We start from the raw sequence: 26853 nt of genomic DNA, 5'->3' as shown, positions 1-26853 counted from the left end.
CAGCGTCGGTACGCCGTCGCCTCTGGATAAAAACAAAGGCAGCCATTACAGCACCTTTGGTGAAACGTCCAGGACAGGAGATACAAACCTGGACGACATAAACGATACCACTACGGCATGCCATAGGGGGCCGGATTGGCATGCATGGGCGCTAATGATCAATAAACCTGAGCATTTCCGCCGCTGCCAACAGGAAAGCGCCGACTCCGAAGGATGTGGATGAATTCTGATCTATGGTCTGTCCTGGTATGGCACGTTCACCGATGGGCTGCACATAGCCTATCTTACCGCTTGGTTGCAGTGCGATTTTGCTCAGGTAGTTCCAGCTCTTCGTGACCACCGGCGTGTATTCTGCTTTATCAAGGTAACCATGGTTCATGCCCCACAGGTATCCATAGGTGAAGAATGCGGTGCCACTGGTTTCCCGGCCCGGGGCCTGGCCAGGGTCGAGCAGGCTGCGGGTCCAGTAACCTTCTTCCTGCTGTATGGATTTCAAGGCTTTGGCCATACCCTGGAAGCGTCGCACGAACAGGGCATGGCTGGGATGACTGGCAGGCAGGTCGGTCAGCACTTTGGCCAGGCCGGCAAATACCCAGCCGTCACCCCGTGCCCAGAAATCCTTGCCGCCATTGGCGCTTTTGTGTTTGGGGTAGAGATATTTGGCGTCGCGGTAATACAGATTGCTTTCCTGGTCGAACATCAACTGGTCGGCAAACAGAAAATATTCATGGAGCTTGTCCAGGTAACGCTGGTCACCTGTGACTTTATACAGCTTGGTCATGACCGGCATGACCATGTACAGGCCATCGACCCACCACCAGTAATCATTGTTTGGCGTACTCATCTGGTATTCCATGACTTCGCGTGCACGGGCTATCTTGCGCGGATCTTTGTTGGCGTCCAGATTGTAAAGGTCTATGTAAGTCTGGTAACTGACTTGCCAGTCGCCAAACATCACATGTTCATCAGTTTCGCCATAGCTGTATTTCCAACTGGCCTTGACATCTGAATTGGCAGAGCGCCAGCGGTTATGCTCGGCCCAGGCGGTCGAATAAGCATGGTAGGCAGGATTACCCGTCAATGCATAGGCTTCCATGTTGCCGGTGTGATAGGTGGCGATATCCCAGAATGGCGATTGCGCAGGTGGGTTAGTGCGCTGCCAGTAGCTATTGGCCAGATTCAGGGCAGTCATCACCTCTGCCCTGGTGGTGCCAAGCTGCATGGGTGGCTGACTTATTGACTGGCTGACCGGGGCCGTATTGCAGGCACTGGCCATCAGCGCCAGACCTATCATCGCTGCCTGCAAATATAAACGTCTCGTCATGGGTGGTGATCTTTCGTCGTGATCTTTGGTGAAGCTGGCAGGTGGCGGCGGACAGAAATCAGGCTTGTCCGCCTTGCGCCACGGTTCGCTGATGTCATCGAAAAAAATCAGCGATGAAGTCAGCGATGAAGTCAGCGAAAAGCCAGGATGTTTATATTTTCCCGCGTATGCCTATCTTGATGGTACGGCCATCGTACTTTGCATAATCCATGCGCGTTTTCTGTCCATCGCCGTAGCGGCCAGTGGCGTCTTCGAAGTAGTCATAGGCCAGTGTATTGGACAGATTGAGTGCATCAATCCGCAGCTCGAACGATTCGCTCAGCTTGTAGCTGATGTTGGCGTCCATATAGCCACGGGCAGCGCGCCAGCGGATCAGATCATTACCCGTATTGGTCGGATTGTCACCATGCAGTGATCTGCCCTTGTAGTTGTAGGACAGCCGCAATGCCAGTGGCCCTCTTTCGTAATAGCCAGTGACACTGTAGGCATATTTGGGTACGGAGTTGACTTCGATTTCCTTGCCGGCATTGGTGATCCACTTGGCGCTGTTAAACGGATTGATGTGGGTGTAGCTGGCCAATGCGCCAAAGCCCTTGTAAGGATCGGGCAGGAAGTTGAATGCCTGCTGGTAAGCGATTTCGAAACCCTTGAGTGTTTGCTGGCCGGCGTTGGTGTAACTGCGCAATACCATAGGCAGGTTAGGATCGACTTTACCCTGGGAGTTCTGGAAAATCGCGCCGAGTGAAGTATCCGGCAAGCCCAAGGCACCGAAGGTGGTGTTGGTGGTGCTGGCGACCGTTGCATCGGACAGGTCTTTCTTGAACATGGCGACCGACAGCAGGCCACCCGGCTGGAAATACCATTCCAGACTGGTGTCGAGGTTATTCGATTTTTGTGGCAGCAGGTTAGGATTGCCGGCGGTTGCCGTATTGTCGAACGGGTTAGGAATGACAGTCTGCGCGGCAATGATGGACAGCGATGCGCGGCTGATGGTTTTGCCGTAGGACGCACGCCACATCAGGCTGTCGGTCAGGTCCAAAGCGGCGCTGACGGCTGGCAGGACATTGCTGTACGAACCGTTTTCGGTATTTGGCAGATACGCACCCCCCGCGCCGGTCTTCTTGAAATTATCGATGTTGGTGTCGGTGGTTGAATAACGTACACCCGCATTGATACGCAGTTCATGCTCCATGACCTGACCTTTGAAGTCGGACTGAACATACGCAGTCGAGACTTTTTCCTTTGCCGTGAAACTTTGCGCCGGAGTGAAGCTGGCTTCCGAGTTATAGGCCAGCGGATTGAAGTTACCGTAGGTGTAAGCACGGCTGAAGCTGGACCAGGCTTGTGGCCAGCCCGCACCGATGTCGAGATTGTCCACCGGCAGGTTAGGGCTCATGCCGCTGCGCAGGCTGGCAATACCCAGCGCGTTCAACTGACTGGTGGCAGCTGCGGTGCCGTTGCGTTTGTTGACGCCTTTTGTGGTTTCCACAAGGGTCAGCCCTGCCTTCAGATGGCCTTTCCAGTCGCCCGGCAGACCATAATCCCAGTCTGCGGCGACGCGTGCCTGCTTACCCTTGTCGGTTTCACGGGTCAGGCTGGTGCCGATACCGAAGCCGGCGTAATTATTCGGGTCGACATAGCTGCTTGGTGAAGACATCGATGGATACACATGATCCGCCCCATAACCGATAGTAGAGTCGATGCCATACATATTACCGCTCAAGGTATCCTGATAACTGAGGGCCTTGCTGTCGTTGAAACTGAGCTGGCCGCTCAACACCAGGTCTTTGCTGGCGTCCCACGAACCATTCAATGCGGTATAGCCAAAGGTGGTTTCGTCATTGCTGTAGGTCACGCCATTACTGAGTACCGTGTTGCCAAAGGTGCCGGTCATCAGATTGGTTGCCGGGTCAATCTTGATATTCATTGGCACCAGACCGGTATGACCGGTCTGGCCGGCGGCAGCAGAACGGTTGTTGGTAAGGCTGTTGCGTATCAGCAGACCGAATGTGATTTCATCACGCTGGTTTTTCAGTTGCGAATACATGGTATCCAGGCTCAGGTTCAGGCCGCCGTTTTTGAACTGGAGTGATGAAACCAGGCCATCACGCGTACGTTCATTGCGCGAACCATAGAAGCGGTAAATGCGTGGCAGGTAAGCATTGTCGACATCGGAACGTGAATAGCCGCTGAGATTGGCACGCGGGTCATCATAGTCAAGCGCGATGGCGAAGAAACCCTTGGTAGGTGATTGACTGCCATAAAATGAACTGTTGTAACCACCGGTTGCTTCAAAACCAGAACGGTTGTTGACAGCGGCAGAATGTGAACCGCCGATCAGGAAGCCCCAGTTACCCCAGGTATTGGAATACAGGCCAAAGCCGGTCGGGTCCACATGCTTGGACATGGTGTTATAGGAGCCCGATACGCTATAACGGATGGTCTGCTTGGGGCTATCGAAAGGCCGTGGTGTCTGCAGGTCAACCACACCGCCAAGACCACCTTCGGTGAGTTCCGCCAGTGGCGATTTGTAGAAATCAACCCGCCCGAACAGTTCGGATGCAAACACATCGTAATTGAAACCGCGCGCGGCAGTGCCTATGGTGCTGGTCGACGTAGTGTTGACGGGCGCGCCGTTGAGAGTAGTGACGGAGTATTCAGTCGGCAAGCCGCGAATGGAGATACGCTGACCTTCGCCAGAACTCTCGTCGCGGTTCAGGATGACACCGGGGACGCGTTGCAGCGATTCTGCCACGTTTGCTTCCGGGAACTTGCCGATATCTTCGGCCACGATGGAGTCACGCGTGCCGATCGCCTTGGCTTTCAGGTTGAGTGCTTTTTGCAGGCTGGAGCGAAATCCGGTCACGACCACGGTTTCCGTTTCTGTGGGCTGGGCTGGCACCTCATTTTTTGCCTGGTTGGCCTTGGTATCGGCGGCAGCTGCTTCCTGCGCGGCAGCTTCAGCTCCATAAAATGCCGCCAGGGCGAGTGGTAGCACGGTGGCTAAAATTTTCTTTTTCACAATGGTCTCCGTTGAATTACAGACAGTCTTAGAACGTGTTTACGATCTGTAGCGAGCGTGCGTCAGCGGGGTCAGGGTAACAAAAACGCAGCGCAAAAAGCGGAATGTACACCAGTACATGAGCATTTTGAGCAGCGCATGAGCCCCGATCACGCACGCGCAGTAAGATCGTAAACAGGTTCTTAAAGGCTGCATGATGTAAATACAGCACGGGGACGCTTATTCGGCGACTTGTATTCCGTACTGCCTTAAGTGTTTCAGTAATCGCTTGCAGTCAATCAACGGGCTAGTATTGCCACCGGGTTGATCGACATGGTTACGTTACCACATCAATTGCCAATCCACAAAACTAAATGCCTGCTGAATGGAGAGGAATAGTAAGTCATTGATTTTAAATGATAAAAAATATTCAAAATAAGGTGAAGTGATGTGGTATCGTTACCACATGCAGAAAATCAAACCAACAATAGTCAAGTATTTGATTGTTGTTGGAAATCGCGGGTTTTTAGTTTATTTAGTTGTGCAGAGTGAAATTTTCATCGCGTCGTGCGCGAAAATGCTGGCCCGGTTTTGCCGCTTGCGGGACAATTCTGTTCGTTCTGCTGGTGTGAAACCGGCAAGGGATATTGATCTCTATAATTTTTGGAAGATAAATGCGCAAAGTAAGCAAGTTAAGTGAAGTGGCCAAGATTGCCGGGGTGTCGCCGATCACCGCTTCACGAGCAATTCGCGGTGTTGGCTATGTATCAGAAGAAGCCCGCGCACGTATCATGGAAGCCGCAGCACAGCTTAATTACACGCCCGACATGCTGGCGCGTCGCATGCGCGGTGACAAAAGCAACCTGATCGGCGTCTTTGTGAACAACTATGGTTCTTTGGTGCTGCATGAAATCATCAAGGCCATCACCCAGGAGGCCCGCCGCAAGGGTTTTGATTTGATCGTGTTTAATGCGGAAAGGTTTGATCGTCCTGGCCGCATTGAAACCAGCAATATGCTGAGCAAGTTATGCGATGGTCTCTTGCTGCTGCTGCCAAACGCCAGCGATGGCTACCTGGACCTGATAGACAAACAGGGCTTCCCCTGTGTGCTGGTCAATTTCGATGCCAGGCAAATGAATATGCCTATCGTGGTTGCCGAGAACCGTAACGGTGCACGCATGGCCGTCGAGCATTTGCTGGGCTTGGGACACCGGCGTATCGGTTTCGTCGCCGGGACCGCAGGCACCGGTCAAAGCGCCGAGCGCGAAAAAGGCTATGTGGATGCGATGCTGGCAGCCGGCCTGTCTGTCGATCCGGCGTTGATCGTGCAGGGGCAATTCATGCAATCCGGCGGGTATTCGGCGACCGAAACCTTGCTGTCACTCGCGGTTCCGCCGACCGCCATATTTTGCGCGAATGATGAAATGGCATTTGGCGCCATTGATGCCATCAGCAGCAAGGGACTGAAGGTTCCGGATGATGTGTCAGTGATCGGCTTTGACGATATTCCAACGGCAAGCTATGTATTCCCGACCTTGACGACTATGCGTCAACCCTTCATTGAGATGGCCAACCGTGCGGTCAGTGAGGTGGTGGAAATTATCCAGGGCAGGGAAATCAAAGCTGCAAAGATCGCGTTTCCTGTGGACATCGTCATCAGAAATTCCACCGCGCCGCTGAAGAAATCAGCGCAGTCGGTGCCTTAAGTGCGCACAGACATGAGCATAGACCAGCATGCGTGACAGTGCCCATCTGGATCTGACCGCGGTGGATAGACCCACCGTCCAGAACAGCCCGCGTTATAGCGTCGGTACTTTGCACTATACGACTTTCGGCTTGTTCGCCGCCATCTTGTGGCTGTTGGTAGGAGAGCTGGGCATTGCGATGCGTGAACGTTCTGCCCTGCCCAGCGGGCTGGAATTCCTGCGGTTGAACGCAGCCTCTGACACCACCACATCATTACTGATCTCGACAGTGCCAGCGGTGCTTAGCCTGTTGTTGTTGCCGTTGATAGGCTACCATTCTGACCGTCTGCGCACACGCTGGGGCCGGCGGCGTCCATTCCTGATGGTTATCGCGCCGGTTGGTGCGGCTGCCGTGATCGGACTGGCATTGTCTTCCGAGATGGGGCGATGGACGCATGAGCAGCTTGCCAGCCTGTCGCCCGGCGTTCGTATCTGTAATCTGGCGTATTTCTGTGTGTTCTGGACCATCTTCGAGTGCACGGCGATTACCACCTTCGCCCTGTTCACCGGTTTGGTGAACGATGTCATGCCACACCGTTTTCTTGGCAGATTTTATGCAGGTTTTCGTATCGTCGGTCTGAGTGTAGGTATCGCATTCAATAGCTTTGTATTTGCCCTGACTGAAAATTATTTACGTGAGATATTGCTCACCGTTGGCCTGGTCTTCGGCGGCTCGGTATTGCTGATGTGTGTGATGGTAAAAGAAGGTTCCTACCCGGACGAAGCGGGGTCGGACAGCAATGCAAAACGCGTATCGTTTGCCATGCCTCGTGCGCACATACTGGAATGTTTTTCTCATCCTTTTTTCTTGTGGGCAGTTGCTGCATTCATGCTGGCCAGTATGACCTTCAGCCCCTTTCATACTTTTTACCAGTTTTATGCAAGTACGCTGGGCATTTCCAAGGCAACTCTGGGGACATTGACTGCCTATTCGTATGGGGTGTCGATCTTCCTTGCATTCGGCATAGGATGGCTGGTTGACCGTTACGGTGCCATCCTGATTTCGGCCATCATGATGAGTTTGTATTTCATGGTGGCGGCCACCGGTTATCTGTGGATGGATGGTGAACAGAATTTCCGCATTTTTTATGTCGCCCATGTGGTTGTCTCTGGTGCTTATTACACGGCGGCAGCATCGATGCCCATGGCGCTGTTTCCCAGCGCACAATTTGTGCGCTACAACTCAAGCAAAGACGTCATGGTCACGCTCGCCGTGATCCTGGGAAGCAGCATACAGGGGCCGGCACTGGATCTGTCCGGCCATAACTATCAACTCACCCTCTTGAGCGCAGCACTGTTTTCACTACTGTGCGTCATGTGCCTGGTACGACTGCATGCACGAAAACCAGTCTGCTGAAGCCCTGACCTCAGGCCGGCGCGTCACAAAGCGTAACAGTAAAAATGCCCGGCTTTCAATATCATGCAGTGATTACTCATGCATAGGGATAGGCGACTATCCCGCATCCACATAATGATAAAAAAACCTATTCTTTTACAAGTGACGGAACTGAGTTTTGCCTACCCTGGGAAAGCCTTGTTCAGCAACTGGTCAGGCGAAATAACTGCAGGCCTTACCCTGATATATGGCGGTGATGGCCGTGGCAAGAGCAGTCTGCTGCAATTACTGGCCGGGGTTTTACCTGCACAGAAGGGGCAATTGCAGATACAGGGCATTAGCCTGCATGCGCAGCCTGATGCCTACCGTAGCCAGGTCTTTTGGGTAGATCCGGCGACCGAGGCCTACGACCAGATGACGGTGCTGGAATATTTTTCTTACCTGCATCAGCAGTACCCGCTGTTTGACGAGACCTTGCTGGAAAACCTCATCGAAGGCCTGGCACTGACCCCGCATGTCAATAAGCAGTTGTTCATGTTATCGACCGGCAGCAAGCGCAAAGTCTGGCTGGCGGCAGCCTTTGCTGCCGGCACCACCATCAATCTTCTTGACGATCCTTTTGCCGCATTGGATAAGACATCGATCAGTTTTGTAATGAAGATGCTCAATCAGTTTGCCCAACATCCTGGCCAGGCATGGGTGATCAGCATGTACCAGGTACCTCAGGGTGTGCCGCTGGCGGGCTTGATTGATCTGGGTGATTGATCAAGATGCCGGCGACGATATGTTCCGGAATACATCGTATTGCATAACGTACGAAGCGGAGCACAGCACGGCAAGATAGCAACCTGGTGTCAGTGTTTGCTTGGTGTTTGCTCTTGGTCAGGCCTTGCGTTTGCCCGACTTGTTGTGCGCATGCAGTATCTGTGGCATTTGCTGTGCGCGGAAAGCATGCGTGACGAAATCGACGAATGCGCGTGTTTTGGCGGGTAGCAGTTTCTGACTGGCGAAATACAGCGAAATCGATCCAACGTCGCAATACCAGTCGGGTAGTAATCGTTCCAGCGCGCCACTTTCCAGATGGGCTGCGGCATGTGGCAGTGCTACCAGACTGACGCCAAGTCCTAGCAGGGTAGCGTGGCAAAGTGCTTCCGGATCGTTGACCAGCATGACAGGGTTTTGTAGCGCTGCCAGTTCGGTGCCTTCCCTGTTGCGCATGAGTCTTGTGCGTATGCGGTTATTCAGTGGTGAACGCATCACTATGCCCGGCAGATCGATTAGCCCGGATGGGTCTTTGGGACGACGTTTCCCCTGCATGAAAGAAGGTGAGGCTACCGCAATTAAATGTATTCGCGCCAACTCGCGCGCCACCATGCCAGGCGGCAGGTCGAAACCACCGCCAAAGGCCACATCAAATCCACCTGAGATCAAGTCCAGCGGGCGGTTATCAAAGAACCAGTCAGGCGTCACTGCCGGATAGCGCTCAAGGAAAGCGGGCATCAAGGGTAATAGATAATCCATCCCCAGTCCCGGTGCCGCATTCAACTTGAGTACCCCTGCAGGCTGTCCCGCATTCACTGTAATGTCCGCAATAGCCCCTTGTATTCCATCCAGACTACCACGCACTGATTGCAGGAAACGCTCACCCGCTTCACTCAGGGTCAGGCCACGTGTACTGCGCTGGAACAATTTTACGCCCAGATTGCGCTCCAGTTGCGCGACGTTGCGGCTAATTGCCGCAGGTGTCAGAGCCAGCCTACGCGCCGCTGCCGAAAAACTGCCGGTTTCGGCACTGCGTACGAAAGACTCCAGATTGGCCAGGGTTTCCATGAATTCACTTTCAACGAATGCTTGAAAATGATTCTATCAGATTACTACTACTGCTAAAAGCTGGAAGCGCTTAAAGTACTACCCAGCAAGACAACTTATTCAACTCAGGTTTAACTCAGTTTTAACTACTTTAAAGGAAGCATCATGAAAATCGCAATCATCGGCGCAGGTGCCATCGGTTCAGCTATCGCTCGCAAACTTGCCCGTAACGGTATCCCTGCATCTATCGCTAATAGCCGTGGACCACAATCCTTGCTCGCCCTGACCAATGAACTTGGTCCGCACATCACGGCTGTGAGTGTAAAAGAAGCGGCCCAGGCTGATGTGGTATTTGTTGCAGTCAATTGGGATCGTCTGCCTGCAGCGCTGAAGGATGTGGGGCCATGGAATGGTCGCATCCTGATCGATGCCAACAATGCTGTTGAAGTGCCTTCATACCAGGCTGTCGACCTCGGAGGTCGCGCTTCCAGTGAAGTGGTGGCTGACCTTGCTCCAGGTGCCCGCGTGGTCAAGGCCTTCAATCATCTTATCGCCAACGTGCTGGAGGCAGACCCGCAAGCTGACGGCGGTCGCCGCGTATTGTTCCTCGCGGGGCAAGATGCAGATGCAAAAAAGGTCGTTGCTGATTTGGCCACAAGTCTGGGCTTTGCGCCCATCGATCTGGGCGGCGTGCACGAAGGCCGGCAGTTGCAATTCCCCGGTGGCGCACTGGCGATCTTGAATCTGGTTAATTTTTCTTGATACGTGAACGAAGGGCGGTGCCATGGTGATGTCGACAGCATCGTCCTTCGCAATTGATTGCCTGTATTAATACGTTATTATCAATGCGCAACTGTGGGATAACTGACGATCAAACTCAGTGGCTGTGTCCCGGTTTGTTTGATACCAACCGTGGCACCCTTGTATAAATACGCAGCCATGCCTGGTTTCAGGGTCTGGGTCATGCCGTCAGAATGGACTATACCTTCACCAGAGAGTACGTAATAAACTTCGTCGTGGTCTATGCGGTGCAAGCCAATTTCTGCCTTGGGATGCAGGATGCGTTTCCTGAATTCCATGCTGCGCGGCGCTGGTGCCGCGTCACTGATGCGATAAGCAGTAGACATACCTATGGCACCGTGGGGTGGTGGTTCATCACGTTTTACATCTTCTTCATTCACGACTATCATCGGGCGCGCAGCGTCTGCTGGTGCGGCAACGCATAATCCTGTCCAGGTGAAAAGTAAGCTGCAAATGAATGTGGTGGATAGTTTCATCGATTCCTCTATTTCCCTGTCCCCTGTTCTCCTGTTTCTCTGCCATCCGGATCAGGGTCTGCTTGTTTGCGTTTTGACTGGTACGGCGTCTATAACTTTACGATTTTCTTTGGCGATAGCCAGGTTGCTGGTCTGTATCTCCAGATTAAGACGTCTGTTTTCGTCCAGCAGTTCCTTGTGCCTGAATGCTTCGCTCAGATGCCAGCGTAACTGAAAATCATCCCATGGCTTGTTCATGAAGCGGTAAATTGTGCCTTCATTGATGGCATTTATCATGGATTGCAAGTCCGCATTGCCGGACAGGATGAGTCTGATCGTTTCCGGATATTTTTGCGTCACTTTATACAAAAATTCGACACCTGTCATGCCTGGCATGCGGTGGTCCGAGATGATGACGTCAACCTTTTGTCCGGCGAGTATATCTAGCCCGGCCTGTCCGCTGCTTGCCGTCAGGATGATGCATTGTTCATTACGTAACACGCGCCTGAGTGCCGCCAGGATGCTCTCATCATCGTCGACCAGTAGAAGGGTGCGGACATGACTGGAAAAATGCAAGAGCCGGTCAGGAAGTTGCCGTTTTTCACGCAACAACAGTTCTATTTCATCCTTTGGCAAGCCTTTGGAAAACAGATAGCCCTGAATTTCATCGCACAGATGGAAGCGCAAAAATTCGCATTGTGCTTCGGTTTCCACACCTTCGGCGATAACGTGCATGCCCAGGCTATGCGCCATGGAAATGATGGCCTTGACGATGGCCGCATCATCCGATTTTTCTATGTCGCGTACAAAGGTCTGGTCTATCTTCAATACGTCAATAGGGAAGCGCTTCAAATAAGACAGGCTGGAATAACCAGTTCCAAAATCATCAATCGACAACTGCACGCCGAGGGCTTTGAGTCCGCGCAAGATATCGATGGAGCGTTCCACATCGGTCATGACCAGGCTTTCAGTCAACTCTATCTCCAGGCATTCTGGGGCCAGGCCAGTTTCTGCTAATACTTCAGCAATAAAAGTCAGCAGGTCGGGCTGGCCGAACTGGCGTACTGACAGATTGACAGCAATCCTGTAGGTGCCACATCCTTCATCTTGCCAAGCCTTGCACTGGATACAGGCGGTGCGTATGACCCATGCGCCGATAGGAATGATCAGGCCGGTTTCTTCTGCCAGGCTGATGAAACTGCCAGGTGGAATCATGCCGATTTCTGGCTGGTTCCAGCGTACCAGGGCTTCCAGACCCACCACCCGGCCTGTGCGCAAATCAACCTGTGGCTGATAATGCAAAATGAATTCTTCCCTTTCCAGTGCCAGTCTGAGCCTGCCTTGCATGGTCAGCTTTTCGCTCAGCCGGGTACTCAGATCGGATGTATAAAACTGATAGTTATTGCGGCCCAATTGTTTGGCGCTGCTTAATGCGGCATTCGCATTCATCAGCAGCAAGTCTGCATTGTCGCCATCTTTAGGATATTGGCTAACGCCTATGCTGCAAGTAACCTGCAATTCCTGGTCTGCCAGCAGGATTATTCTTGAAACAGCAATTAATATCCGTTGCAAAATTTCTGTCAGGTGCGGATAAAAGAAATCGTTGCTATTGCCCACAAGTGGCGCGTCAATATTGCTGCCTTCTTCGCTTTGCTCAGTCAGGATCAGGGCAAATTCATCGCCGCCCAAACGGGCAACGGTATCGCTGCCGCGTACGCAGATGCTCAGTCGCTCGGCGATGATTTTCAGTAATTCATTACCAACCCCAGGTCCCAAACTATCATTGATGACCTTAAAATGATCCAGCCCCAAAGTCAGCAGTACCACCCTGTGTGTATGTCTTGCGGCGCTGGCCAGCGCATGCTCCAGGCGATCATTTAAAAGATTGCGATTGACCAGACCAGTCAGATCATCGTAATTGGTCAGGTAGATCAATTTCGATTCGGCACTTTTGCGCACTTTCAGTTCTTCTGCCAGTTTACTATTTTGTGCCAGCATTTCTTGTGACGCGATATCGAGTGAACGTTCGGTCATCTCGCGGTCGATGTCTGCCTGTTTGTAGGTGGCATCAATCGCTGCGAAAAGTTTGTCAAATTCTGCCGGAAGCGCTTCAACACTTCCCATAAAACGGTTGATCTGGCGTCTAAGCAGATTGTGCATAGATCAGATCTCTAGGAAGGTGGTGATAGTCATTGTCTGATTATGCAATTCACAGGGGCCGCCAGACATGTGGGGAGAAATCTCGCCGTAGGAATAAAAACCGGTCAGCATGGTTTGTGCACCCAGTACCTCGTGCACTGCTTCGACCTCTTCTTCTATTCTTTGCTTGAGTACCAGTTTGCGTCCGACACAACTGATCAGCAAGGCAAGTTCAGCCGGATTGGATGATGATCCGGCACAAATTTGTGCAGCACCACTGGCGCCATCTATCAGTCGCTCAAAATTGGCTTTCATCAAACGTGCATAGGCACCTTCTGGCATGTCTCCGGCAAAGGTCATGCTTTGATCGGTTTCGTCAATAGCCAGTATGGTGCGTACCAGGCCGTTATTTCCTGTGGCGTCGCTTCCATGTTGCCAGGCATTTCTTAACGACAGTGGAAATAGCAAGGCGGTAGATGGCAAGCCAGCGGCGTGTTCACCCAAATAATTTTTATATAACTCCAGGGCAGGCTTGCCATCCAGATCGTAAAGAACATTTCCTTTGGAACGAGTGATCTGCCGGTCTGGTCCGAAAGAATCCCAGCCGCCGAGTGAGCCATAGCTGACCTTGATACGTTGTCCATACAAGCCGATAGCCACGATCTGGCTATCCGCCGGAATATCATTGGCACAGACCAGGGTTTTCTCAAAATTGGCGCCGTCTGCTGAAAGACCACCAGTTACTTCAACATGTGGAGCCAGACTGGCCTTCAGGCCACGCGTCAACTCTGTTCCATTCACTTTCAATCCATCAGAGAAGATCAACACATGTGCCAGATCATCTGGCGGCAGACCTTCAATGATTGCCTGGCCTGCACTAAAACTTTGTGATGCATCGGTGATATCAACTTTGGACAGCCGCAGCCGGGTGTGTTCAAAATTGATAACAGTCACCACGATCGTGTCGTCACTGACGGTGGTGCCATGAATTTCGCCAGCCGTGGAACAACCTGTAATCAGGGCATCTGGAAACGCAGTACGGACGGCAAGAAAATTGGCGGGATCAGACAGCAGCGCTGTACTCGCGAAAAGCAGGATCAGTTGATTGGCGTGATGCGAAGGAGCCGTTGAGAACAGCGGTAACTGGCCGGCGTGGAAAACGGTCTGCGATACGTGCATGCTTGGCTCCCATGGCGCTAATTGGTTTGTGCTGATTCGCGCACTAAATTGTATGCGATGAGTTGTCTAATTGAAAGATTATGCAGAATTGTTCACATTATTGTTTTCATGGTATGACATTTCGACAATGTTAAATTAATGCTTTTTTTGCAAAACGAATGTGCGTTTATCCATGTCTATGTTCCCTGCATTTGGACCACGCTTCTGACCGACATGGCCGCGACTCCGGTGGTGGAAATCATAGGCACTACAGCATTGTCAGGCTGGGGCTGGCCAGTTGGGATCGTGTGCCATCACTGCCAGCAGTGGTTACAGCTATTCCGAGGCTAAAGGTACCAACTACTATACTCTCACAGCGCACCACGTGTGATCTGGTTGGGCTTGCGCTGTAGCTATCTATAACTGTGGGTAACGGGCAGGGATTAAATCCTGGCCTCATGTTTTACCTGACTTTTTGTGCGTGTTAAATTATGATGGAAATTTGCCATCATCGGGAATTGTCATCAGGGCACACATGAAATCGCGCGTCAGTACACCTGCTGAAGACTCAAGACAGAATGCGTTTGCACAGGATAAACCCTTGCAACAATTCGCCAATCCGCTTGGGTTCGTGGATCTGCGTCCGCAAGCCATTGCACAGCGCAAGCTGCAGGAAATGGCGGCCAATAGCCCACAGGCAATGCAACTCAAGGCCTACCAGGCCATGATGGATGCCAGGTCGGCACGCACCATGCCAGGCTACTTGCAGGGCAAGCCTGGCCAGATGAAATTTGATGGTGAGAATGCAGCCCAGCAGAATGGCCAGCAAGCTGCCAAGGATGCAGGCTTGCCCCATCAACTCAAGGCCGGCATCGAATCGCTTTCCGGCATGAGCATGGATCATGTCAAGGTGCACTATGATTCCGCACAACCGGCACAGTTGCAGGCACACGCCTATGCCCAGGGAAGTGACATTCATGTCGCGCCGGGGCAAGAACAACATCTTCCGCATGAAGCCTGGCATGTCGTGCAACAGGCCCAGGGCCGGGTCAGACCTACCCTGCAGATGGCTGGCGATGGAAGCTCTGTGGTTCAGCGTGCTGCGGCAACGATCGCATACGATAGTGATGATAGCCGTAGTGCCAAACTCAAAGGCTATAGTGATAAAGCCAGTACGGCCAATATAAAGAAAACCAAAGTCAGTTTTGAAACCGGGAGACTAACTACCTCCAAGGAGACCGTTGGTCTTTCCATGGTGGCTAACCCCCTGGGGCCGGATCACCCCCAGGGAGGCGAGCCAAATTCTTTTGTTGCCAGAAAACATTTCAGTACGCATATGAAAAAAAATGGCGTCAATATTCGCGGACATTTATTGAATGGTGATCTGGGCGGCCCGGGATCGGAACAAAATCTTTTTCCCATTACTGCACAAGCCAATTCGCATCACTACCAATATATAGAGAAACGGGCAAAGTATTGGATTAATGATTTGAAAAGCTGGCTCAGGTATGAAGTCAAGGTGACCGGCAGGGATGACGCAAAAGGTATCGCCGATTTTGAATGTGAACTGGCACCGGTTGATGCAGATGGCAACGACACCCAATGGCTGAGAAAGCTGAAAGTGCATTCCGAACCGGATGCATCGACCAGTGCGGAAAACGAAAGCAATCTTGATAATAAAAAAGCCGCCATGAGTGACGACACCAACTTTACTGATGACGATATCGAATACTCTGAAGGCAAGACACCGATTGGCTACCGGCCGATAGAGCAGGACGTGGAAGAGCGCATGCGCATAGATGCAGGCAAGAGCACCTTGGGCATGACCACGCTGGTCTGGAATTTGAAACAATTGTCGATTAGTGAAGACAGTGCCGAAGAAATACAGAGTTATATCGATTCAGGGGATGAAGCGGTGTTCCAGAATAATAATAAAGGCGCATGGAACAAATGGGTCAAGAACATCAATGAAAATTATTGATGGCTGGTACCGGAAGCAAAATTGCTCATGCCCCCAGTACACTTCATGAAGCCAGTTGGCTTGCTCGCATCAGCCTTGACGGCTAGGGTTTAGCCACGTTAGCCATTCAGTATTTTCATGCCTTCTGCGGTATAACGGCTTCCGGCTGCTGCATCCATGGGAAACAATAGATTGAGTTCTTCCAGATCACTGGCCGTCAGCTGGACTGACAGGGCCTTGCTGTTTTCTTCCAGGTAGGTCCTGCGCTTGGTGCCTGGAATAGGCACGATATCATCACCCTGCGCCAGCACCCAGGCCAGTGCCAGTTGCGATGGTGTGCAGGCATAACGCGTGGCGAGCTGCCTTACCTTGTAGACCAGCAGCAGATTTTTGTTGAAATTGTCACCCTGAAAACGTGGGCTATTGCGACGGTAGTCATCTTCCGCAAACTGGTCTGGCCGGGTAATCGCACCCGTCAGAAAGCCTCGACCCAAAGGGCTGTATGGCACAAAACCCACGCCCAGCTTACGGCACATGGCCAGCACGCCTTGTTCCGGGTCCCGGGTCCAGAGTGAATATTCGCTTTGCATCGCGGTAATCGCATGTACTTTATGGGCGCGCTCCAGCGTGGCAGGTGAGGCTTCGGACAAACCTATGTAACGGATCTTGCCTGCTTTCACCAGCTCTGCCAGTGCACCAACGGTTTCTTCTATCGGTGTAGTGGGGTCAATACGGTGCTGGTAATACAGGTCTATGGTTTCTATGCTCAGGCGTTTCAGGCTGGCTTCCACCGATGTCCGTATATACTCCGGGCGACCACTGACACCGCGTTCATTGATATTCGCCGGGTTGCGTACTATACCGAACTTGGTGGCGATAAAACATTGCTCGCGCTTGCCCTTGATCGCCTTGCCGACCAGTTCTTCATTGGTGTACGGGCCGTAGACATCTGCCGTGTCCAGGAAGTTGATACCCAGTTCCAGCGCGCGGTGTATGGTGGCGATGGATTCGGCATCATCGCGATGGGAATAAAATTCACTCATGCCCATGCAGCCCAGGCCGATGGCAGAAACCAGGGGGCCGTCAACGCCCAGTCGGCGCCTTGGTATGTGGTTCGGAATATTGGCTGATATTTTGTTTGTTGTGCTCATTGGAAACGTCCTCGGAAAACGATGGTTGAGTGACGACGTTCGCTGGCAGGGCTGCTTCCAGCGCATCGTACATGATGATCTTCTGGTGCAAGACTTTCAGATTGCTTTGCAGTTCAGCGAGCGTCTTTTCCACGGTATGGGTATGCTGTTGCAGCAAGTCTTTCCGTGCTGACAGACTGTCTGGTGTATTGCCCAGCCTGCGCAATTCGGCATACCGCAGCATGTCGCGTATGGGCAGGCCGGTGGTGCGCAGCTTCAGCAAAAACTGTATCCAGAGGATATCTTCCTCGCGGTACAGCCTGTGCGTGTTGTCCTGCCGCGTCACCGGGTCCAGCAAGCCTATGCGTTCGTAATAACGTAAGGTGTGAACAGTTAATCCGGTTACCGCAGCAGCTTGCTGTATGGTCAGGGGTGTCGTCATGGCAAGGAGTGTAGAAGTTAGAGTGCGCTCTAAGTCAAGACCATATTAGACCTTATTTTGATTTTCTTCGTGAACAGTGCCAAATTTCCGTTCCAATCAAAGTTTTGCGCGTATGCGTCTGAAGAAGGTGATCATGGTCATTGCCCTGGTCCTTAAACCTATAATCGTAAGCCGTCTATAGGACAGGTTCATGACAGTCAGCTGGAAAAACAGCATTGCTGTCGGATAAAAAAATCAAGGAGATCACCTATGCTGAAGATCAGCCGTCCGTTGGTATTCATGCTGGCACTGGCGTCCAGTCATCTGGCAATTGCTGATACATCAGCGCCTACACCTGTATCTGCATCTGCTTCGGCACCTGCTCAGGTACCCATATCGATAGAAGCGATAGACAAGGTCTGGTCAGGGCATCCGGTACCGTTTGCCATGACTACCAGTAAAGACCATCTGTATCTGGCTTACTATGATGCCAATCGTCAACTGACAGTGGCGCAGCGACCATTGAATGCACCCAGCCACTGGGTCTATCACAAACTTGATACCTGGCTGGGCTGGGATAGTCATAACCTGATCGCAATGGCACTGGATGCGTCTGGTGCCATGCATATTGCCGCCAATATGCATGTGGACCCGTTGACGATGTTTCGTTCGGATGCATCAGGTGATGTCCGTAGCTTGCAGCGGGTGCCGAAATTGCTGGACATGGCGCGTGAAAAAGCGATGACCTATCCGGTATTCTTGAAAAACCATCAGGGGCAATTGATTTTCAAATACCGTGATGGCAGCAGTGGTCGTGGCAATGAAATCTATACCATCTATGATGAAAAATCACAAAGCTGGAAAGCCCTGACAAATAGTCCGCTGACAGACGGTGAAGGGCAGCGCAATGCTTACTTCATGGGGCCGACCAGGGGGAGTGATGGGTATTTTCATGTCGCCTGGGTATGGCGTGAATCGCCCAGTGCCGAAACCAACCATGACCTGTCTTATGCAAAAAGCCGCGATCTCGTGCATTGGGAACGTGCCGACGGCAGCGCTCTGACATTGCCGATACGTCTGAAGCAGGCCGAGATAGTGGACCCCGTGCCCGTGAGTGGTGGCATGATCAATAATAATACGGTGCTGGGTTTTGATGAAGCTGGGCGTGCCATCATCACTTACCATAAATACGATGCTGCAGGAAATACGCAAATCTGGCTGGCGCGGCATGAAAAGGCTGGATGGAAATTGAAGCAGATCAGCGCCTGGACTAATTATCGCTGGGACTTTAAAGGTAACGGATCATTGAATTCTGAAATCTTTGTCGAAGGCGCACGTCCAGGCAAGCCCGGACAATTGCTGGTGGCAGTGACACGCCTTGGGCAAAGACTGGAATTCACGCTAGATTCCAGATCACTGGAACCAGTGACAGAAAACGCAGTGTCTGGTGTGAACGAAATGTTCAGCGCCTATCTGAAAACTATGCCAGACATGCAGATCAATACGACAGCTACGACAGATAGCAAGGGACAGATATACCGGCTGGCATGGACGACGCAGGCACCACACCGTGACCTGCCATTGACAGAGATCGTACCGGCCACAGATTTGAAACTGTTTGTTTTCAATCCTGCAAAGCCCTGAGCCCCTGTTTACGATCTGATCAGAGTATGAGCTTGATGAGCTGGGTAGCTGTTTGCTTGTTGCACACAAATACCCAGCTTGTTCGTGAATGCGGCACAGTCAAGGCGCCCTGAATGGCAGCACCTATTTTTTGGGTTCTGCAATAATATTTCCTTCGAGTCCGGCTTTTTTGCCGGGCTCGGCTTCCACCAGTACCGTTAGTTGTGCCGGTCCTTCGCCGACAGGCAAGTCAACACTGAGGTCACCTGTACCCAGCGAGGTTTTTGATCCCAGCAATTTCCCGTTCAGCCAGATTTCTGCCTTGCCATTGATGCGTGCAAACAGCAGGCGCGCCTTGCCGCTACCCAGTCTTTTATCCTGGGTAAAATTGCTGCGGAACAGATGGAAATGGTTCGCCTTTTCATCACTCCCCTTGGCAGCAACTTCCAGCAGAGGTGGTTGGCCCCAGTTCCAGGTATTCATGTCATTGTCTGCCAGTGCCTGGTTAGGGTCTGGCCGTGTTGCATAGGCTGGCGAGATGCGCCAGTTCTGCAAGTACAGCATGGGGGCATCGCTCACCGCGACAAAGGGTATAACCGCCGTTTTCTTCACTGGGATGCGTACACTGGCCGCTTGCAAACCAGGTGCGGTAGCCTTGACCAGCAATTCCCCACTGCCGTCAAAATGACTTTGCACGATCAGTTGTGCCAGACCATTAAACAGCTTGCGTGTCTTGCCTTTTTCATCCTCATGCGAATTTGGGTCACCATTGCCGTGACCTATGGACTGGCCAGCACCGGATATTTCAAAGCTGACCTCGCTATGGTCTATCGGGACAGCGCGGCCTTGCGCATCCAGTGCACGCACGGTAATCGGCATGGCGTCACGACCATCGCCTGCCAGTGATGCGCGGTCTGGCAACAATTCCAGCGCGACCGCCTTGCCCGTGGTGTCGACGCTGGTGCGGACTACTTCCTTGCCGCCTTTGTAGCCAAATGCTTCCAGCTTGCCAGCTTCATACGCGACCTTGAAGGTATTCATGCGATAAGGGTCAACTTGTTGCTCGCCCAGCTCACGGCCGTTCAGCAAGAGTTTGATGCGTTCCACATTGGCCATCACCATGACACGGATTTCCTTGCCTTCCTGGCCTTGCCAGTTCCAGTGCGGGGCGATGTGGATCAGCGGGCGATCTTTGATCCACTGGACCTGGTGCATATAGTAGGCAGTCTTGGGAAAACCATTCAAATCCATGATGCCGAATACCGAACTGACCGATGGCCATTCATTCGGCGTCGGTTCGCCGCGATAATCAAAGCCGGTCCAGACAAAACCGCCGGCGACATAGGGGCGGCTGTCTATGGCTTGCCAGGCATCGCGGTGGCTATTGCCCCATTTGGCAAAATCATCGTCATAGCTGGCGATGAGGTTCTTGCTGTTATCCGTGGTGAATTCACCGCGCGTCATGAAGGCTGACGTATCTTCTGAGCTAGTGAAGGGCTTGTTTGGATTGGCCTTGTGATAGCGATCATAATCCGGCACCTGGTAATTGGCCCCCAGTACATCAACCGCATGCGACACATTCAATGCGGTAAAGAAACCGCCATTCATCGCTGCTGTTACCGGGCGGGTATCATCCAGGGCTTTGACGGCAGCTGTCATGCGACGTGCCATTTCATAGCCGGTTTCTGTACCTTGTACCGGTTCTTCATTAAATACTGACCACAGGATCACACCTGGGTGATGACGATCACGCCGCACCATCCATTCCAGTTGCTTCATATAATCTGGCGAGGGATTGAAATTGCGGTTTTCATCCATGACCAGGAAACCCATGCGGTCTACCATGTCCAGCACCTCGGGTGCCGGTGCGTTGTGCGAAAAGCGTATCGCATTCACGCCCAGTTCCTTCAGGCGGCGCAGGCGGTATTCCCAGATGGAATCTGGTACGGCTACGCCCACTCCGGCATGGTCCTGATGCAGGCAAACACCTTGCAGCTTGACATGCTGGTTATTGAGGAAGAAGCCCTGCTGGGCATCAAAGCGTATGCTGCGAAAACCAGTCTTCAGATGGACTTCATCAATCGTCTTGCTGTCTTGCAGTACCACGGTTTTAACGCTGTATAGCGTAGGTTTTTCCAAAGTCCAGCGTTCCGGCTGTTTGATGGTTACAGGCAAACTGGCCGTGGTCTTCCCCAGCAAGGGGACTCTGACAGTTTGTGTCTTGCTGGCGATGGCTTTATTGTCGGGACTGAAGACGGTGACTTCTACCTTGACGTCTGCGGCTTGTTTGCCGCTGTTATCCAGCGTTACTTCTACCGGGATTTGCCATTGCTTGTCATTCAGTTGCTTGGGTGTTGCATGCACACCGTCGGTAATGATGTGTACAGGATTCGATTTCAGCAGCCATGCATGGCGATAGATGCCAGCACCTTCATACCACCAGCCTTCCATCTGCTCGGCATCGACACGGATGGCGATGGTATTGCTGGTGTCGCCATAACGCAGATAGGGCGTGATATCAATATTGCTGGCATTGTAGCCTGACCAGTTGCGATGCACGATATTGCCGTTCACCCAGATGCTGGCATGGGTGGCAATACCGTCAAACTGCAATTCAAAATAACGGCCACGTTCATTTTCATCCACCCGCAGATAACGACGATACCAGGATATGCCGCGTGGCCGGTAGCCTTGTGACACATTCGCCTTGGGATCGAATGGCCCTTCCACTGCCCAGTCATGCGGCAGGTCCAGTTTGCGCCAGTCACCGTCATTGTATCTGGTCGCCGCCGCACCCTGGGCATTGCCGGCTTTGGCATTGCCATAGGTTGCGCCATGCCCTTTTATTTCCGGCATGGGGATATCCCCCAGGTGAAATAACCAGCCCCGGTCCAGCGACAAACGCTCACGCCCGCTATCGGCAAGGGCCAGAGATGAAAACAGGGACGAGCACAGGACCAGAATACTGATGGCATAGAGCCTCCATCCCAGTCTGACTGATGTGGTGATTGATGTCATATTTTCTGTAGTGATGTTTATCCATTGGAGCGGAATGATGAGGAACAGGTGAGGCGCAAGATATTCTATGAGAGTATGCGCAGGCTTGAAGCTGCGCGTAGAAACAATCAAAATCTTGACTGGTATCCGGGATGCAGGAAATTCTGATACACATTTTCCCCTCGTCGCGATCTACAGCATGTTCAACGCATCAAAAGAAAATGCCAGGCTCAGGTAAACGGTGCCGCTGCAAATTGGTGATGACAGGGCGCTGTTTTGACCGACAGTCAGGGCAGTGCGCAATAATGAAAAATCTGATGGGACGACCCACAGGTCGTTTTTTAAGCGACCTCTACGTCCAGGCCTTATTGATCGTCTCTGAAATCATAGAGGCCATTGATGCCATACATACCACTTTTTCATTCAGTATCATTTATGCACGCATGATCAAATAATCATTTTCCTGCTTGATTCAGAAACGCATGCGATTTTACTGAAAATGCACCAGTTTCAGAGGGGAAAACGCACAAATTGATCAAGATCCTGATACTGGCCGGTGAGTTGACGCTTGCTATTGATAGCGCTAGCATTTATCTGTCGCTCGTTCTTCAAATACCAATGTCAGTCCGATGGGTGTTACGGGCGACATGTGCTTTTCTCAGCATCACGGTATTAACAGGTCTGGTTTGCACCTTGCAAATCGATGGTTTGGCATGGACCCGAGTGTTGTTCACAGTCCACCAATTCCGGTTTTTTTCTGGATGGGTATGACGGTGATGTGATCAGGCATTCGCTTCATTGACAGCGCAATTCTTCAAGCTCCAAAGACGGGGCATATGGCCTTTCCCCTATGCAGATAGATGGGAAGAGGGGAGGTTTTTTCCATCATTTTTACTTCACACCGACGGAAGCGATTTCCCGACTTTTTGCTATCGATCAGTTGTTTGATTGCTATATGAAAACAACATACGTTAAGCGAGAAAATCTATATAAATGAAATTTTCAAATCAAATAAGATCGCCATAAGCACTCAATATCGAGCGCAAAAAATGCAATAACTCACAAATTGCATACTTAGAATAATTCAGGAGAAAGCATGAAAACCGTATACAAGAAGGGTATAGGGCAAGACTTGTCGCGTACGTCGGACGCAACTGGGAATGCAGCAAATAAGGCAGTAAATGAGGCCGCAAATGAGGCCGCAAATGAAGGTCTGAAATTGAAACGTCTGAGCTATGCCATCGCGCTTGCCCTGACGTCCATGATGGCAAATGATCTCGCCTTGGCGCAAGACAGCAAGCCGGCAACAACCCAGGGCAGCAAGGCTGCAGAACCTGCGGCACCAGCGGCACCAACCAAACCAGCCGAAAAATCCACAGACGAAGAAGTAACAACTATCGTCGTGGTCGGTACACGTGCATCACAACAATCTGCCATCGACAGAAAAAAACATGCGACTACTGCGCAAGATTCCATCGTTGCTGAAGATGTCGGTGCTTTCCCTGACAGAAATATAGGCGAAGCCATTTCCCGCATCTCAGGCATCTCACTGGATCGTGGTGACTTTGGTGAAGGCGTCAGCGTTACCGTGCGCGGCAATGGACCAGACCTGACCCGCGTCGAAATTGACGGACAGGCCGTGCAGTCCGCTGGTGGTTCCGACATGAATGGTGGGGGCTTTGGCCGCGCGGTTGAGTTTCGTCAGTTGTCATCTGATCTGATCAAGAGCGTGGACGTGGTCAAGGGTTCGACCGCTGACATGACCGAAGGTTCTTTGGGTGGCGGTATCATCATCACGACACGTACCGGTCTGGATTTCAAGAAACCATATGCGTCCCTGCGTCTGGCTACCACCCAGAATTCCATCAACAAGGAATGGACACCCGACATGAATCTGGTGCTGGCAAATAAATATCTGGACGGTCGTCTGGGTGTTTTGCTGAACGTGTCTGCATCCAGAATTACCAACGATGGCCATTCTTCCCAGATATCCACGACAGGTATCGCAGGCTATGCGCGTTCCCTGGATTTTGATAATTCACCCAACAAGACTTTCGCCTTCAACCCCAGCACAGTATCCACCACTGATCTGGCGGCAACCAACCCTATCGTGGCATCGCCATTGACTGCTGGTGGTGTCTTCAATTCTGAAACACCGATGAGCCTGGTCAGTAAGTCCGCTGCGGCCAAGACCAAGGCTGACTGTTATTCGACTTTCCCTGCACTGACCAGCGCCCAGTCCGGGGCGGTGAACGGTGCTACCGCGAGAAATGCCGCTATTGCGCAACGCACTTCTGAGCTGGAAACCTGTCTCAACCAGTGGAATGATTACACACCTTCATTGGTACGTTTTATCGAAAAACGACAAAAAGAAGAGCGTAAATCTTTTGATCTGCGTTTCGATTTCAAGGTAGACAATAATCTGTCTGTGTATGTCAAAGGTAGTGGTAATAGCCGCAAGGTCGAAGATAATTTCCTGACTTATGGTCTGGGCGGCCTGAACATCAACAATGCCAATGTACTGTCGCCGACCTACCAAGGGGTCAGTTTTGTCGATTCCGCTACCGGTGTCCGTACTGCGGTGCCGGGCTCTGGCTACTATGTGTATGACAATATCAGCGGTCGCGCTGGCCTGGCACCTGCCACAGGCGCGGTAGCCAATGTCATACCTGGTTCTGTGGTCGTGGATGCCAATCATCATGTGACAAAATTTACCATCACGGATGGATCAGCCGGCACCGATCAGATACAAAACTCGATGGAAACCAAGTCTACGTATCTGCAGGCTGGTGGCCTTTACAAGAAAGACCGGTTGAAAGCAGAGTTTTTTATTGCTGACGCCAAATCAGATTTTTTCCGTGCAGACAAGCGCACCAGTTGGAGCACACCCTATGGTGAGGCAACCCTGAGTGTCTTGCCCAACGGTCTCTGGACTTACTCTTTCCCGGCGACGTCGACTTTTGACCAGGCTAATCCTGCACAATATACCAATCTGAATGCACCTACATCAGTACGTGCGGCAGTGGCAGCGTCGATCAATAACCCAGCTATACCAGCGTACACGATCGCGCAGCAGCCATTGTTGACACAGGCACCGCAAATATCTTATTCGCCAAAACTGATAGAAACCGGCGAGAAAACCGCCAAGCTGGACCTGACTTATAACATGACCGACAAATTGCCCTGGCTGACGCAGATCAAGACAGGTTTCAATTTACGTGACAGCGACGCTTCAAGCTGGGGTGGTGGTGGTGCAACGATTCAATCAGCAATCGGTACTTATGGCACAGCTGGCTATGTCGCGCCTATCGTCTTGCCAACCAATAGTTTGCGCGGCAGTTTTGTCGGTTGTGAAAATACACCTGGATCTTTAGGTGCAGGCGGTGCGCCATGTAATTATGGTTATGTACCGAATACCAATTTGTCGAACGTTCTGTATGGAACCACGACGCTGACTCAGGCGCAGTTCCAGAATGTGATTGCCCAGTCCATGATACCAGCGTCTTCGCAATTTATGGCCGGCCTGCCAGATCGACCAGCCAATCTGATCAATGGCTGGAGCCAAATAGATGTTGCCAAGGCTTTCAACCTGCTTGGCGTGCCCAACATGAACTTCAACTGTATGAAGTCGTGCAAGGCCAGCGATGGCAAAGTGTATGCACAGCCTGTGAGCCAGAATAGTGAAAAAACCAAGGCTGGTTACTTCATGATGGACTTTGAAAAGGATGATCTGCCATTCGGTATGGAGTTTGCTGCCAACTTCGGTGTACGTTATGTGAATACTGAAATTCATGCAACCGGACAAATGTTCTTTACATCGATTACCAAGACAGCTTCCTTCGATCCGGCTAATCCGACTATTGCCACTGGTGTACAGAGCAGTACTCTGATGAAGAATACCTCACTCGACAGCAACACCACGGATATTTTGCCGATTTCCAACCTGTCTCTGTGGGTCATCCCGAATAAATTTGTAGTCCGTTATAACCATGCCAAAACAGTTGCCCGGCCACCGATCGCACGTCTGTTGCCAACCGGGACTTGTACTTATGACGAACGTCGCGTAGGGGCCGTTGATCCAGACGGTACTGGTGCAGATATGGGGTGTACCGGCACCATTGGTAATCCAAATCTGAAGGCGCAATCGAACATCAATCAAAACCTGAGTGCAGAATGGTATCCCAATAAGGATACGATGCTGAGTGTCGGTACTTTCAGACAAACCGGTAAGATAGGTCCTGCGATTGCTGTTGGTAAATCGAACGTTGCCTTGTTCTCAGGTACCAACGATGTCGACCCTGTCACCGGCAAGAAGCTGTCTGATTTCGAGTTTGGTTATTCGACATGGGAAAACGGTCCGGCAACCACACGCAAGGGTATAGAAATAGGTGGCAAGTTAGCCTTTACTTTCCTGCCATGGTACTTCAAGTATACCGGTGTCGATTTCAATTACTCCAAATTGAAATCATCCGATTCGATTTCCGTACGTGACCTGATCAGCGGTGATTCTCTGCCGCCAACGCTGGAATCGAGCTATACCACCAATCTGTCCCTGTGGTATGACGATGGTGCATTGAGTGCGCGTATAGCCTACCAGGCACGAGCCAATTACTTCACCTGTATCGCAGGTTGCGGCAATAATATTGCATCGACTTATACCTATCCGAACGATGGTGGTGGTTTTTATCGCACACCGTATAACCCGGGTGCGCCTAACTTCAAGGATGCCACGGCATTTATTGATGCCAAGATCGGCTATCGTTTCAAGAATGGTCTGGAATTGTTTGCAGAAGCCCGTAACCTGGGTCTTGCAACCACTAGCAGCAGCCAGGCGCAATACGCTTCTTTTGCCAACGGTATCCCTAGCCTGAATGACTATGCTTACGCTGGCCGCAGGATCATGGTAGGCGTCAATATGAGAAACTAAACCAGCACTGGTGTGGCCTATGCAGGC

Annotated in this window: 18 protein-coding genes; 9 read left to right on the top strand and 9 right to left on the bottom strand. The window is 51.7% G+C overall.

The window, feature by feature from the left end; genetic code table 11:
• Positions 1-151: 151 nt before the first annotated feature.
• Positions 152-1324, bottom strand: coding sequence for a glycoside hydrolase family 88 protein (locus ACO0LM_RS15710; protein WP_423038213.1), 1173 nt, complete (start codon positions 1322-1324; stop codon positions 152-154).
• Positions 1325-1475: 151 nt separating this feature from the next.
• Positions 1476-4346: a TonB-dependent receptor gene (locus ACO0LM_RS15705; RefSeq protein WP_423038212.1), complete on the bottom strand. Its 2871-nt coding sequence runs from the start codon at positions 4344-4346 to the stop codon at positions 1476-1478.
• 427 nt (positions 4347-4773) lie between these two features.
• On the opposite strand from ACO0LM_RS15705, the gene ACO0LM_RS15700 reads away from it, so the two are divergent.
• The 4 genes from ACO0LM_RS15700 (at position 4774) to ACO0LM_RS15685 (ending at position 8171) form a co-directional block, all read left to right on the top strand.
• Positions 4774-5025: a hypothetical protein gene (locus ACO0LM_RS15700; RefSeq protein ID WP_423038211.1), complete on the top strand. Its 252-nt coding sequence runs from the start codon at positions 4774-4776 to the stop codon at positions 5023-5025.
• Positions 5000-6031, top strand: coding sequence for a LacI family DNA-binding transcriptional regulator (locus ACO0LM_RS15695; protein WP_423038210.1), 1032 nt, complete (start codon positions 5000-5002; stop codon positions 6029-6031). The genes ACO0LM_RS15700 and ACO0LM_RS15695 overlap by 26 nt, the downstream gene beginning before the upstream one ends.
• A 28-nt stretch (positions 6032-6059) precedes the next feature.
• Positions 6060-7427 (top strand): MFS transporter, encoded by a 1368-nt coding sequence (locus tag ACO0LM_RS15690; protein ID WP_423038209.1) that lies wholly within the window; start codon positions 6060-6062, stop codon positions 7425-7427.
• Between the two features lie 114 nt (positions 7428-7541).
• Positions 7542-8171, top strand: coding sequence for an ABC transporter ATP-binding protein (locus tag ACO0LM_RS15685; protein ID WP_423038208.1), 630 nt, complete (start codon positions 7542-7544; stop codon positions 8169-8171).
• A 117-nt stretch (positions 8172-8288) separates the two neighbouring features.
• On the opposite strand, the gene ACO0LM_RS15680 is transcribed toward ACO0LM_RS15685, so the two are convergent.
• Positions 8289-9236 (bottom strand): LysR substrate-binding domain-containing protein, encoded by a 948-nt coding sequence (locus ACO0LM_RS15680; protein WP_423038207.1) that lies wholly within the window; start codon positions 9234-9236, stop codon positions 8289-8291.
• Positions 9237-9380: 144 nt separating this feature from the next.
• On the opposite strand from ACO0LM_RS15680, the gene ACO0LM_RS15675 reads away from it, so the two are divergent.
• The gene (locus ACO0LM_RS15675; protein WP_423038206.1) at positions 9381-9977 is read left to right on the top strand and encodes an NADPH-dependent F420 reductase; all 597 of its coding nucleotides are present in this window, start codon (positions 9381-9383) and stop codon (positions 9975-9977) included.
• 80 nt (positions 9978-10057) lie between these two features.
• Here ACO0LM_RS15675 and ACO0LM_RS15670 read toward each other — a convergent pair whose 3' ends face one another.
• The 3 genes from ACO0LM_RS15670 to ACO0LM_RS15660 are packed head-to-tail and all read right to left on the bottom strand — an operon-like array spanning position 10058 to position 13789.
• Entirely contained in the window at positions 10058-10492 is a 435-nt protein-coding gene (locus ACO0LM_RS15670; RefSeq protein ID WP_423038205.1) for a cupin domain-containing protein, read from the bottom strand.
• Between the two features lie 51 nt (positions 10493-10543).
• A complete protein-coding gene (locus tag ACO0LM_RS15665; protein WP_423038204.1) occupies positions 10544-12631 on the bottom strand; it encodes an EAL domain-containing protein in 2088 nt (695 codons plus the stop codon).
• Between the two features lie 3 nt (positions 12632-12634).
• Positions 12635-13789, bottom strand: a complete 1155-nt coding sequence (locus ACO0LM_RS15660; protein ID WP_423038203.1) for an FIST signal transduction protein — start codon at positions 13787-13789, stop codon at positions 12635-12637.
• Between the two features lie 514 nt (positions 13790-14303).
• Here ACO0LM_RS15660 and ACO0LM_RS15655 point away from each other — a divergent pair.
• The gene (locus ACO0LM_RS15655; RefSeq protein ID WP_423038202.1) at positions 14304-15749 is read left to right on the top strand and encodes a DUF4157 domain-containing protein; all 1446 of its coding nucleotides are present in this window, start codon (positions 14304-14306) and stop codon (positions 15747-15749) included.
• A gap of 98 nt (positions 15750-15847) precedes the next feature.
• Here ACO0LM_RS15655 and ACO0LM_RS15650 read toward each other — a convergent pair whose 3' ends face one another.
• Together ACO0LM_RS15650 and ACO0LM_RS15645 are read right to left on the bottom strand one after the other, a co-directional pair.
• Positions 15848-16879 carry an aldo/keto reductase gene (locus ACO0LM_RS15650; RefSeq protein WP_423038201.1) on the bottom strand — a complete coding sequence of 344 codons (1032 nt, stop codon included), beginning with the start codon at positions 16877-16879 and terminating at the stop codon, positions 15848-15850.
• Positions 16812-17300 carry a MerR family transcriptional regulator gene (locus ACO0LM_RS15645; RefSeq protein ID WP_423038200.1) on the bottom strand — a complete coding sequence of 163 codons (489 nt, stop codon included), beginning with the start codon at positions 17298-17300 and terminating at the stop codon, positions 16812-16814. Before ACO0LM_RS15645 ends, ACO0LM_RS15650 begins: the two co-directional genes overlap by 68 nt.
• Before the next feature lie 249 nt (positions 17301-17549).
• Here ACO0LM_RS15645 and ACO0LM_RS15640 point away from each other — a divergent pair, with 249 nt between their 5' ends.
• A complete protein-coding gene (locus ACO0LM_RS15640) occupies positions 17550-18923 on the top strand; it encodes a BNR-4 repeat-containing protein (RefSeq protein WP_423038199.1) in 1374 nt (457 codons plus the stop codon).
• A gap of 123 nt (positions 18924-19046) precedes the next feature.
• Here the strand turns inward: ACO0LM_RS15640 and galA are convergent, their stop codons facing one another.
• Positions 19047-21920: a beta-galactosidase GalA gene (gene galA, locus ACO0LM_RS15635; protein WP_423038198.1), complete on the bottom strand. Its 2874-nt coding sequence runs from the start codon at positions 21918-21920 to the stop codon at positions 19047-19049.
• 296 nt (positions 21921-22216) lie between these two features.
• On the opposite strand from galA, the gene ACO0LM_RS15630 reads away from it, so the two are divergent.
• Together ACO0LM_RS15630 and ACO0LM_RS15625 are read left to right on the top strand one after the other, a co-directional pair.
• Positions 22217-22354 carry a hypothetical protein gene (locus tag ACO0LM_RS15630; RefSeq protein ID WP_423038197.1) on the top strand — a complete coding sequence of 46 codons (138 nt, stop codon included), beginning with the start codon at positions 22217-22219 and terminating at the stop codon, positions 22352-22354.
• Between the two features lie 641 nt (positions 22355-22995).
• Positions 22996-26826 carry a TonB-dependent receptor gene (locus ACO0LM_RS15625; protein ID WP_423038196.1) on the top strand — a complete coding sequence of 1277 codons (3831 nt, stop codon included), beginning with the start codon at positions 22996-22998 and terminating at the stop codon, positions 26824-26826.
• The last annotated feature ends 27 nt before the right edge of the window (positions 26827-26853 follow it).

This window comes from Undibacterium sp. Di26W (genome assembly GCF_049340265.1).
Classification (GTDB): domain Bacteria; phylum Pseudomonadota; class Gammaproteobacteria; order Burkholderiales; family Burkholderiaceae_D; genus Undibacterium.
The sequence above is the reverse complement of the archived record's forward strand: the minus strand, read 5'-3'. Positions and strand labels throughout refer to the sequence as shown.